Genomic DNA, 11,804 nt, shown 5'->3' on the forward strand with positions numbered 1-11,804 from the left:
ATTAATCATCTCCATTTTTATTTTTTAATATTAATTCTATAGGTGTCCCTGAAAAATTATAATTTTGTCTTATTTGATTTTCGATGTATCTGAGGTATGTAAAATGAGCTAATTTTTTATTATTAACAAATAATAAAAAAGTTGGAATTTTTGCTTGTACTTGTTTGATAAATTTTATTGATAACCTGTGTCCGTTAATTGAACTTGCTGGTTTTATTATTTGAGCGGTAATAATTAATTGATTTAATTGGTTTGTGTTAATCATTCTTGAAATATTTGTTTTAACTTCAAAAATTAAATCTTTTAATTTATTAATCCTTTTATTATTTAAAGCTGAAATAAAAACTATAGGGGCTCAGTCTACAAATTTTAATTTTTTTAGTAAATCTTTTTTGTATTTATCCATTGTTTCAGAGTTTTTATCAATTAAATCTCATTTATTAACAACAATAATTAATGGTTTTTTTTGCTCATATGCTAACCCTATGATATTTTGTTGAAATAATGTAACATCTTCAGTTGCATCAAGGATTAATAAACATAAATCAGCCTCTTCAAGAGAGTTATTTGCTCTAATAAGTGAATAATGTTCAATACTATCCAATAATTTTGATTTACGTTTAATACCTGCTGTATCAATAATTTCAAATTTTTCATTATTAATGGTAATTATACTTGAAACTGAATCACGTGTAGTTCCTGCTATATTGCTAACTATTGATCTATTTTCATTTGTTAATAAATTTAAAATAGTGCTTTTACCAACATTAGGTTTGCCTAAGAGCGTAAGCTTAAAAATATTTTCTTGATTATTTTGATTTTCATTTATATTAAGATTATTTAAAACTTCATCTAATAAATTGCCTATACCGTTTCCATGTATAGCACTTATTGGAAAAATATTTTCATATCCTAATTTATAAATCGATGGTTCAATATATGTTTCTCCATCAAGCTTATTTATTGCCACAATAATTTTTTTACCACTTTTTCTTAACAAATCTGAAATATAATAATCCTCAGTGGTTAATTCTTCTTTACCATTTAATATAAAAATGATTACATTAGATTCATCAATTGCTATTTGTGCTTGAACTTTAATAAGTTTTTTAAAGTCGTTTTCTTCAATTGTTATTCCACCAGTATCAATTAGTTTAAATTTATGTCCAGATCAATATGCTTCTTCATAAAGTCGATCACGAGTAACACCAGGTTCATCAAAAACTATTGATTTTCGCTTGGAAATTATTTTATTAAATAAAGTACTTTTACCAACATTAGGTTTACCTATTATTGCAACAACATTTTTCATTTATGATTCCTTAATTATAGCTAATACCTTATTATAAATAATTTCAAAATTTTCTTCAACTGACATATCGGTAGTATCAATTTCTACGCTTCCTTCACTTACTTTTAAAGGATCATTTTTTCTTGACATGTCTGCATGGTCTCGTTCTTTAATTGAAGTTAATATTTCGTTATAATCAGATTTAATTCCCATTTGAACATTTTGATTATGTCTTCTTTTTGCACGAATTTCAGGAGAAGCTCACATGAAAAATTTAGCCTCAGCATTTGGCAAGATGCGATAAGTTGCATCGCGTCCATCAACAATGATTCCTGAGTTTTTTTTGCTATATTCTTGAATAAAATTGTTAATTTTTTCACGCAATGGTTGATATTTAGCAATTATTGAAGCTATTTTTGAAACTTCTTCTTCTCTAATTTCTTTCGTTATATTTTTTTTGTTATATAAAATTGTTTCATCTTCTAATATTTCGATTAATGAAAAATCGGTTGAAGAAATTATATTTTTAGATATGTTGGGGTCAATGTTTTTTTGAATTATATTATATGCAACAATTCGATAGAAATTTCCACTGCTTAAAAATTTATAATTTAATTTTTTAGCAAGCATTTTTGAGATAACAGATTTTCCTACGCCGCTAGGTCCATCAATAGCAATATTAATTCTTTTTTCGTTTAGCATTTTTGTTATCTCCTTTTATTTCAATTTTGTCAAGTTCAGGATATTTTTCAAGTTGTTGTTTTAATAATTTTATAGAATTTTCAATATCTTCATCAAAATTAAAATATTTATCAATATTAGGTTCTTGATTGTTAATTTTTTCAACTTCTTCAATTCTTTTGATTAGATTTTTTATTTCATTATTTTCATTTATTGCAATTGGTTTTTCATCTAAATTTATTTTTTTAAAATCAAGTGAAAATTCACTTTCATAATAAGTTTCAAAATCTTTGTCTAAGTTTTGACTTTCGAATTTATCAAGATTGAAAAAATTTCTAATATTATTGATTTTTTTTAAATATTTTGATTCTCGTTTTTCAAGTTCTTTTTTAGTTTTAGCATCAAAAATATTATTTTTTTTATCAAATGACATTATATATCCTCAATAGTAAGAATTCAACGTTTTTGATTATGTTTTGTATTATTTTTTTTGTTTTTATAACAAAAATCAATTGTTAATGAATTCAAACCTTTGTTTGGGTTTCATTCTACATATTTATATGCATTATCTTCTTCATCTTTTTTTAAAGACCCAAGATATTTATCAATTTCATATTCTGATTGTGGATATGTTAAAGGATATGTGTTTGCTTCCTTAAAAATTTCTTTAAATAGATCTCATATTTCTTTTCTAAAATCATCACTTGCAAATCATTTGTCGCCTTTGGTATCATTAGGATCCTTACGTTTCCTAATTATTTGCTTGAATTTTTCAATATTATTTTGAATTAAGTTATTTAATTTTTCATTATTTGATAGTTCTTCAGAAGATAAATTTAATGGAACTTTTTGCTTTGATTTAAAATAATATTTAGATCTTGGCGTACCTTTTATTTTATTAGATTCAAAACCTCCATCCATATTTTTATAATTAAGGGTTACTTCATAAGTTATTTCAAATGAATTATCATCATATTTTTTAAGATCTAAATATTTAAAATTAATTTGCTTTTGATCTAAAAAAGATAAATTATTGGAAATATAAGTTGAAATAAATTTATGAATATCAAAATCTTCACCATTTAACATTTTATTTTTATTTAATTCATAATTTTTAACTATATTATCAATAAGTTGATTTAGCATTAAATTGCTACTTAATTTAATGCCTTTAGCTTTATTTTTAAATTCAGACAAAGTGATTTTTGTTTTTGTGCTTATTTTGCTATTTTTAATTGCAAAATAAGTTGCTCCAGCAACTGTGCTTACTAATGCAATAGGGGTGATCAACCAAAAAATAAGCTTTCTACGTTTTATTTTTTGAATTGATTTTTTAAATGCCGAGTTTTGCTCTAATAAATCAACTTCTACTTCTTTTTTCATAGTTTTAATTTTACATTAATAATTAAATAAAAAAAGCATTATTTTGCTTTTTTGCGGAAGAATCTTCACTTATTTGGTTTTGAATCTTTAATATTTTTTACATAACGACATGCAGGAAAATTTGAGCATCCAATGAATTTTTGTTTTTTCAATTTTGTATATCTATATATTAAATCACTGCCGCAATTTGGACATTTTTCATTAACTAATTCTTGAGGTAATATGCTTATTTCAATAGTTTCAGTTGCTCATTCATAATTTACATTGAATTTATCTCAAAAATCTTGTAGCAATTTTTTATAATCTTGTTTTCCATCACTAATTTCATCTAAAACTTCTTCAACCTGTGCTGTATATTCTTCATTTATAGTTTTTGGAAAACCATTGATAAGTTTTTCAAGAACTGTTTTTCCAAATTCAGTCGGATGTAAAGTTTTATCTTCATGTGTTTCAACAAATAATCTTTTTTTAATAACACTAACTGTAGATGCAAATGTTGAAGGTCTTCCAACTTTAATATCATCTAGTTTTTTAATCAAGGAACCATCATTATATCTAGCAGGTGGTTGAGTTTGTTTATCTAATCTTATATATTCGTTAACATCTAAATAATCACCAATTTGATAATTAGGAATCGAAGAAGGCATTTCGGGATAACCTAATACTTTATAATATCCATCAAATAAAAGCTTTGAATATGAAGTTTTAAAATAATATTCATTTGAGGCAGTTTTGTTTAATAAATCATAGTGATGAGTTTCTCTTATTGGTGTCGCCATAATAGCTGAAATAGTACGATTATAAATTAATGTATATATGTAAGTATCAATTTCATTTAATGAATAATTTATTTTAGCAAAATCAGGTGTTAATTCAATATTTGTTGGTCTTATAGCTTCGTGAGCATCTTGTTCACCTGAAAATCCCTTAACATCATTAGCAACATATTCATTTCCAAATTTTTCTGCAATATATTTTTTTGCCTTTTGGATAAACGATTCACTTATCCTAGTTGAATCTGTTCTTGGATATGATATTAACCCGTGTTCAAATAAACTTTGCGCACTACTTTGAACAACTTGAGATGAGTATTTGGCATCTTTATATAAGATAGATTGCTTAAATGGAATTATTTGTTTTTCTTTTGATTTAGTTATTTTTATGTCAATTATTTTTAATTTATTATTTGTTTTAACGTCATCATATATTTTTTCAATTTTGGTAGGTGAAATTCAAGTATTATCATTGTCAAAATCTTTATCTGCTAATTTGTAATAAAAAGTCGGATTATTAAAATTATCAATATTTGCTTCTATTTTAGAATATTTAATCGGAATAAATGATTCAATTTCTTTTTCTCGATCACATACTAATTTAAGAGCAATAGATTGAACTCTACCTGCTGAAGGCATAGTTGGTGCATTTTTAATCTTTTTTTGCATTAGTTCAGATAATTTAAAACCAATAATACGATCCAAAAGTCTTCTTGTTTTTTGAGCCTTAACTAAGTTTTCATCAATTTCTAATGGGTTATTTATTGCATACTCAATTGCTTCTTTTGTAATTTCGTTATATTTAATTCTTTTATATTTGTCTTGAACTTTAAGTGTGTCAACTAAGTTTTTTGCAATAGCTTCACCTTCACGGTCGGGGTCAGTTGCAACTAAAATTTCATCTGCATTTTTAGCAGCATCTTTTAATTCTTTAATTATTTTTGTTTTAGTAGAATCAACAATCATAATTGGTTCCCAATTATCAAAATCAATTCCAAGGTGATATTCACCTTTAGTTGAAAGTTTTAAAATATGGCCAACTGAAGATTTAACTTCATATTCATCGCCTAAATATTTTTGTATAGTTTTAACTTTATTTGGTGATTCGACAATTAATAATTTGTTTGGCATTTTTACCTCGAAATAAAAAAATAATGTTTATATAATAACACAACAAAATAACTTAATGAATAAATAAATAAAAAAAGTTAGAATTCTTCTAACCATTTTTGATAAGTATTATCATTTGAATTATCTAAAATCTTATTAAGTTTCGTGATATCTTCTTTTTTCATTTTAGGAACATATGGTTTTAAAGATACTATCAACATTCCTCTACGTTTTGAATTTAGAATGCTAAATCCATAATTATCAAGCTTAATTACACTATTTAAATTCATATAAGTATTTAATTTTATTTTCGTTTTACCATATGGCGTTGGTATAGTTAATTCTTTTTCTTGAATTATGTCGACAATTGAAACGGGAACTGATAGTAATATATCATTATTTACACGTTCATAATATTTATGTGGTTTGATTGTAACTGTGACATATAAATCTCCGCTTTCACCACCATTTAATGAAGGTATACCAAAACCATTGACAACTAAACTTTGACCATTTTTAATACCGGCGGGAACATTTATTTTATGTTCAATACGTTTTGCCTCAAACCCGTCTCCATGACATAAATGACATCTTTTTGAAATTGTCTTGCCTGTACCATTGCAATAATCGCAAGTCGATATTGTTGAAAAAAATCCTAAACGTTTTTCTCTTTGACCACGGCCATTGCAATAATCACAAATTTTAATATCGTCATTAGTTTCGGCACCAGAACCATTACAATTTGAACATACAAATGTTCGATTGAATTTTAATGTTACTTCTTTGCCAAAAATTGCATCTAAAAAATCAATATTTATTTTAGTTTCTATATCTTCGCCGCGTGAATATGCTGATCTTGTTCTTCCACCAGTAAAACTTGAGAAAATATCATCAAAGGGATTTCCTGATGAACTAAAAGAGTCTTGAAAACTCTTGAAAAAATCAGCAAAAATATCTTCAGCTGAACTAGAAAAAGAACTTTGGTCAAATGCTGAATGACCATATTTATCATATTTAGCTCTCTTTTCAGGATCAATTAAAATTTCATAAGCTTCTGAAATTTCTTTAAATTTTTCTTCAGCATCAGCATCTTTGTTTCGATCCGGATGATATTTCATAGCTAATTTACGATAAGCGGTTTTAATCTCTTTTTCAGTAGCATCTTTAGATATTTCTAAAACTTCATAGTAATCACGTTTATTTTTCTTGTTCATAATTTTAAAATTTTAGCACAAAACTTCATAGAGTGCTAATTTTTCTTGAAAATTCTATAGATCACTATATTTTAATATTGCAATTCGTTCTTTATTGTTTATATCTTTTTTGATGATTATGTTTTTATAAATTGATTTTAATTTTTTAGATATGAAAGGATCAATTTCAAGGATGATATGACCATCTGACGATAAAAAGTCTTTTGCTTTACTTAATATTTGATGATAATTTAAAAAGCCATCTCTCTTTGCAAAAAGAGCTTTTTTTGGTTCATATTTTAAAGAATTGGGATAAGATAAATTTTTATTTAAATATGGAGGATTTGACACTATTAAATCAAATTTATTTGCTTTATTTAGTTTTGAAAATCAATTCGATCTTAATATTTTTACATTTAAATTATTTAATCTTGCATTTTTTTTGCTTTGCTTTATTGCTTGATGTGATATATCTAACATTGTAACATTTGCATTAGTGTTTTTTTTAATAGCAAGGCCAATAAAGCCTGAACCACAGCCTAAATCTAAAACGTTTGAATTTTTATGTAGAAATTTATAACATTCTAAAATAACTTCTTCAGTCTCATAGCGCGGAATTAAAACTTTATATTTTAAATCAATATAAACATTTTGCATAATTTGATGTCCAATTATTTTTTGAACAGGAAAATCTTTTTTTAATAATTTTTTTTCATGCTTTGAGATTGTTAAAGGAAGATTATATCTTTCCTTTTCACGCAAAAGAATCTCATCCTTGATCATTTATAATCCTGCTTCAGTAATTTTTTTAGCTTTATCATCGGCAATTAATGCATCAATTATCTTTGATAATTCACCATCCATTATAACTTTTAATGAAGTTGAAAAGCCAATTCTGTGATCAGTTATCCGGTCTTGTGGATAGTTATATGTTCTGATTTTTTCAGAACGATCACCGGTTCCGGCAAGTTTTCTTAAACCATGTTCTTCAGATTCTCTTTTTTCGAGTTCTAATTGATATAGTTTAGATTTTAATATTTTTAATGCTGTTTCTTTATTCATTATTTGGCTACGTTCATCTTGAGAAGTAACAATAATTCCTGTTTTTTTATGAGTTATCCTTACTGCTGAATCTGTTGTATTAACAGATTGTCCGCCGGCACCTGAACTTCTAAATACATCAACTTCTATATCTTCAGGTTTTACTTCGATTTTAATATCATCATCAATTTCAGGCAGAACTGTAACAGTTGCGGTTGAAGTATGCACTCTTCCTTGAGTTTCTGTAGCAGGAACTCTTTGTACACGGTGAACTCCACGTTCAAATTTTAATTTTGAAAAAACTTTTTCACCTTTTATTGTGAAAACAATTTGACTATATCCTCCGGCAGAACCATATGTTGAATCAACAATTTTAATTTTAAAATCTTGTGTTTCACAATATTTTTGATACATTTTAAATAAATCACCAGAAAAAATGTTTGCCTCATCACCACCTGCAGCACCTCTTATTTCCATAATAACATTTCTTTTATCATTTTCATCTTGAGGAAGCAATAGTTCTTTTAATTTTTGTTCCAAATTATTCATAATTTGTTCTTGATTTAAAGCATCATCTTTTGCAAGCGAAATTAATTCTTCATCTTGTTCGTTTGAAATAATATCTTTATCTAAACTATATGATTCTTCTGCTTGCAAATATGCAATAAAATTATGATATATATCTTCAATATCACTTTTTTCTTTATTGATTTGGTTATATTTCTTTATGTCATTAAATACATTTGGTTCATTTAATTGTTTTGTGTAGTTATCGTATTTTTCTTTTATTGAAAGAAGGGATGAATACATTGTCTTTTCCATAATTATTTTATTATAACAAAAATACTATATAATAGATATGCAATTTTAAAAGCTGTCTTAGCTCAGGGGCAGAGCACTTCCATGGTAAGGAAGGGGTCGTAAGTTCAAATCTTATAGACAGCACCATATCATTAATTTGTTAAATATGCATAGCATATTTTTTTATTATTTAAAAATAGTATAATTAAAATATGAAATTTAATTGAAAGGATAAATATGTTTAAAACTAAAAGAAATTTATTATTAGTTTCAATACCAACTATGTTACCACTTGCTTCAGGTATAGCTTTATTATCGGCATCATGTGATAATAGTACTAAGCAAATTAAGAAAACTAAAAATGAAATAAGTAGTCTAATTAAAAATAATGTTAAAAGTGTAGTTGCTAATGATAAAACATTGGATAAATCAGCTAGGGATAAATTATTAAGTAAAGAATTTAATGATGTTATTGATGAGCTAGCATCATTAGGGATTGATTTTTTTGTTAATATTTTTGAAAGTTTAGGTTTAACAAAAAGTGATTTTATTCATTATTATAATAACGTAATTAAAAACAATTCTTTGTGAAAAGAAATTGAAAAGGGACAAAAAAGTTTTGAAGAATTGTCAAAATTGTTTTCACAAATTGGGAATAAAATTTTATCTGAACAACAAGATAAATTAAATTCTTATTTTATTAAAGCTTGAAAAAAGAATCATTACTTATCTCAAGTTATAAAAGAAAATAATCTATCAGATAATGATTTAAATGAAATTATTAAATTGTTATCAAACAATTTTGATAAAGTTAACAATAAAGGAGCAATTTCTAATTTATTCATTGGTGGATATGATTCTGATAAAAATATTTACAATAAACCTAAAACTGAAAAGCAAGAAGAAATGCGTAAAATTATTGAAGCTAATTTAAATAGTGTTAACACTAATAAAAAATATGCTAATTTTAATAAACAGTTATCTAAATATATAACTGAAACAATTGTTAATAATGCTCATAGGTTTCCTCCATTAATCAAAAAATTTAAAGAATTGAATCTAAAAATAATTAACATATTTTCATAATTAGTTGTTAAAAAAAGTAAAAAATATAGTGCAATAAGCACTATTTTTTCATTTTATTAATGATATGGCAGGGGTAGCAAGACTCGAACTCACAACACACGGGGTTGAAGCCCGTTGTTCTACCATTGAACTATACCCCTACAAAAGAAGCAATTTAAATTTTAACTTATTTTTTAATTTCTTTACTATTTATAACTTTTATTATATCGTCAATAGTTTTTAAATTTAATAATTCTTCATCTGAAATTGTAATCTTACAAGTTTTTTCAAGTTCAGTAACAAGCATTAATAAATCTAAACTATCAATGTTTAATTCTTTTATGTAACTTTCTTTAGTAAATTCTTTTTTTGTATATTTTTTTAGTTCCTTAAAAATAATTTCTTCTTTATTCATAATTAATTTATTATATAGTATTTGTATGAATTTTGTAATTTCTAAAAGCTTTTTGAGTTTTACTGTATCAAATAAAATATATTTCTACAACTTGATCGCTAATTTTATTGTATGCATATTTTATATTTCCATTAGTTATTGTCATTCTTGAAATAATATCTTTAATAATAAATGCAATCATGTCATCATCAATTCAGGCTTGGCCATTTCTAAAATTTAATTTATCATAATAATCATTTGAATTAACTACTGGAAATATATCATCACTATTAACTTCTTTTAAATTACTATTTTGATATATTGCTTTAGGATCTACATCATTTATTTCTGGTTCTTTATTATTTTCATTATTTTTATTATCATTATTTTGTTTTTGGTTATTTTCTTCACTATTGTTTGTTCGCTTATTTTTATTTTTTAATAACATAATTGTAACAGCTGTTGAAACTGAGGCAATTGTTATTGTACTTAAAGATGTATATAAAATAATTTTTGCTTTTTTTGTCATTTTTTATTCCTTTCCTATTATTTTTATTTCATCTAGTGTTAAATTTTCTTTATGAATTTTGTGTATATTTTTATACTTAATTAAATTTCAAGTAATATTTTTATTTGTAACATAATTATCATTGAAAATATAGTTTAATTTTATTAATCCATTTGTACTTGAAAAAAATGGTTTTTTAAATAGGTGATTATAATTTAAAATAATATTTTTAATATTTTTACCAAATGATAAATTAATTCTATGATTAAAATTGCCTTGAAAGTTAAGTGGTATTATTAATCCTTTTTGTGCCAGTTCGTTATCACTTGAAATAATTGTTTTTTTCTTTGTTTTGTCATAATAACTATAAGAAACAGTTTTAATAGCTTTAATATTGTTTTCTCCATAACTTTTTAAGTTAAATTTTCCAGATATTAAATCATTAGTCGTTTCATTTTTAACTTCAAAACCAGAATAGTCCGTTTTGTCTAAATCATATTTAATTCTTTTTGAATTAAATCATTTCTTATACATTGAAATATCATAAAAATTTTCGATATGTTTTCCAATTTCAAGTTTAGAGGGCTTTAATTCTGTTATTAAATATTCATAATCTGAGTTATCTTCTAAACTATCAATGAGATTTTCACTATTATAAAATTTAAGTTTTATTGTTGATAATAATGATATTTTTGTGCCTTCATCTTTAATTTTTAATTCTTGTTGATTTATGTCATCAAATTGAAATTTATAATTTAAAGAATAAAGTTTTTCTCAACTTTTATGTTTTTTACCTGTTACATTAAAGATATCAAAATATATATTTTTAAATTTATCAAATGTAAATGATTTTCAATTTGAGAGAGTGGGTAATATTGCTTGAAAAATATTTACTGTTTTATTAGGATAATTTATCTTATTAAAAACAATTTCATTATTATCAATTGTTGATTTTATGCTTATGTTATCAATCCCACTATGGCCATTTACATATACAAATTCTAATATCATTTGATCGGTTTCAATCAATCTTCTTATTTTTAATTCAAAATATTCATTTGAATTAATATAATCACTATTAAAGATAGATTTTTGAATAGCACAATGTAATTTTTCTTTTAATTCACTAATCATTTTTTCTTGCTGAATGTATGAATAGTTTTGTATATTATTTATCATTTATAAACCTTAAGAATAAATTTGTAACAAGATTTAGTTTTTTATAGTATGTACCTTTAGATCAAAATTCAAGATATCATTCTCTATCGAAATCATATTCAATGAAATTTTTTCTAAATATTTCTCGATAATCATCACGTAATGATTCTAAAAATGAATTGATAATATTTTTAATTGAATCTCGATTTTGTTGAGATTCATAATATTTCTTTTCCATTGTAATAAAAGAGCAATATTCTTCTATGTATTTTCTTTTGGATCATAATTTTGATTTGTTGTCATCATCTTTTTTGTTAGTCATTTTTCTCCTTTTTTGATAACAATATTTATTTAAAAACTTTATTTAATAAAATGTAAAAAAATGAAACTAATAAAAACTGATATT

13 protein-coding genes and 2 tRNA genes are annotated in these 11,804 nt (G+C 24.3%); 2 read left to right on the forward strand and 13 right to left on the reverse strand.

The window, feature by feature from the left end; translation table 4 throughout:
- Position 1: 1 nt before the first annotated feature.
- From der to prfA, 8 genes are all read right to left on the reverse strand, one after another.
- Complete coding sequence (gene der, locus LQ356_RS02350) at positions 2-1,312, reverse strand: ribosome biogenesis GTPase Der (RefSeq protein WP_405311246.1); 1,311 nt, start codon at positions 1,310-1,312, stop codon at positions 2-4.
- Positions 1,313-1,993, reverse strand: a complete 681-nt coding sequence (gene cmk, locus LQ356_RS02355; protein WP_405311248.1) for a (d)CMP kinase — start codon at positions 1,991-1,993, stop codon at positions 1,313-1,315.
- Positions 1,971-2,405 (reverse strand): hypothetical protein, encoded by a 435-nt coding sequence (locus LQ356_RS02360; RefSeq protein ID WP_405311250.1) that lies wholly within the window; start codon positions 2,403-2,405, stop codon positions 1,971-1,973. Before LQ356_RS02360 ends, cmk begins: the two co-directional genes overlap by 23 nt.
- Positions 2,405-3,355 carry a hypothetical protein gene (locus LQ356_RS02365; RefSeq protein ID WP_405311252.1) on the reverse strand — a complete coding sequence of 317 codons (951 nt, stop codon included), beginning with the start codon at positions 3,353-3,355 and terminating at the stop codon, positions 2,405-2,407. Before LQ356_RS02365 ends, LQ356_RS02360 begins: the two co-directional genes overlap by 1 nt.
- 38 nt (positions 3,356-3,393) lie before the next feature.
- Positions 3,394-5,259: a type I DNA topoisomerase gene (gene topA / locus LQ356_RS02370; protein WP_405311254.1), complete on the reverse strand. Its 1,866-nt coding sequence runs from the start codon at positions 5,257-5,259 to the stop codon at positions 3,394-3,396.
- A gap of 77 nt (positions 5,260-5,336) precedes the next feature.
- Entirely contained in the window at positions 5,337-6,452 is a 1,116-nt protein-coding gene (gene dnaJ, locus LQ356_RS02375; RefSeq protein ID WP_405311256.1) for a molecular chaperone DnaJ, read from the reverse strand.
- A 54-nt stretch (positions 6,453-6,506) separates the two neighbouring features.
- Complete coding sequence (locus tag LQ356_RS02380) at positions 6,507-7,214, reverse strand: peptide chain release factor N(5)-glutamine methyltransferase (RefSeq protein WP_405311258.1); 708 nt, start codon at positions 7,212-7,214, stop codon at positions 6,507-6,509.
- Positions 7,215-8,294 (reverse strand): peptide chain release factor 1, encoded by a 1,080-nt coding sequence (gene prfA, locus LQ356_RS02385; protein WP_405311260.1) that lies wholly within the window; start codon positions 8,292-8,294, stop codon positions 7,215-7,217.
- Between the two features lie 51 nt (positions 8,295-8,345).
- On the opposite strand from prfA, the gene LQ356_RS02390 reads away from it, so the two are divergent.
- A tRNA-Thr gene (locus tag LQ356_RS02390) sits at positions 8,346-8,420 on the forward strand.
- 90 nt (positions 8,421-8,510) lie between these two features.
- Complete coding sequence (locus LQ356_RS02395) at positions 8,511-9,359, forward strand: hypothetical protein (RefSeq protein ID WP_405311261.1); 849 nt, start codon at positions 8,511-8,513, stop codon at positions 9,357-9,359.
- 65 nt (positions 9,360-9,424) lie between these two features.
- On the opposite strand, the gene LQ356_RS02400 is transcribed toward LQ356_RS02395, so the two are convergent.
- The 5 genes from LQ356_RS02400 to LQ356_RS02420 form a co-directional block, all read right to left on the reverse strand.
- A tRNA-Trp gene (locus tag LQ356_RS02400) sits at positions 9,425-9,499 on the reverse strand.
- A 26-nt stretch (positions 9,500-9,525) separates the two neighbouring features.
- Entirely contained in the window at positions 9,526-9,753 is a 228-nt protein-coding gene (locus tag LQ356_RS02405) for an acyl carrier protein (protein WP_405311263.1), read from the reverse strand.
- A 10-nt stretch (positions 9,754-9,763) separates the two neighbouring features.
- Entirely contained in the window at positions 9,764-10,261 is a 498-nt protein-coding gene (locus LQ356_RS02410) for an MHO_1590 family protein (RefSeq protein WP_405311265.1), read from the reverse strand.
- Positions 10,262-10,264: 3 nt separating this feature from the next.
- A complete protein-coding gene (locus LQ356_RS02415) occupies positions 10,265-11,419 on the reverse strand; it encodes an MHO_1580 family protein (protein WP_405311267.1) in 1,155 nt (384 codons plus the stop codon).
- The gene (locus tag LQ356_RS02420; RefSeq protein WP_405311269.1) at positions 11,409-11,720 is read right to left on the reverse strand and encodes an MG284/MPN403 family protein; all 312 of its coding nucleotides are present in this window, start codon (positions 11,718-11,720) and stop codon (positions 11,409-11,411) included. Before LQ356_RS02420 ends, LQ356_RS02415 begins: the two co-directional genes overlap by 11 nt.
- Between the last annotated feature and the right edge of the window lie 84 nt (positions 11,721-11,804).

The sequence above is a fragment of the Metamycoplasma faucium genome (genome assembly GCF_045160055.1).
Classification (GTDB): domain Bacteria; phylum Bacillota_I; class Bacilli_A; order Mycoplasmatales; family Metamycoplasmataceae; genus Metamycoplasma; species Metamycoplasma faucium.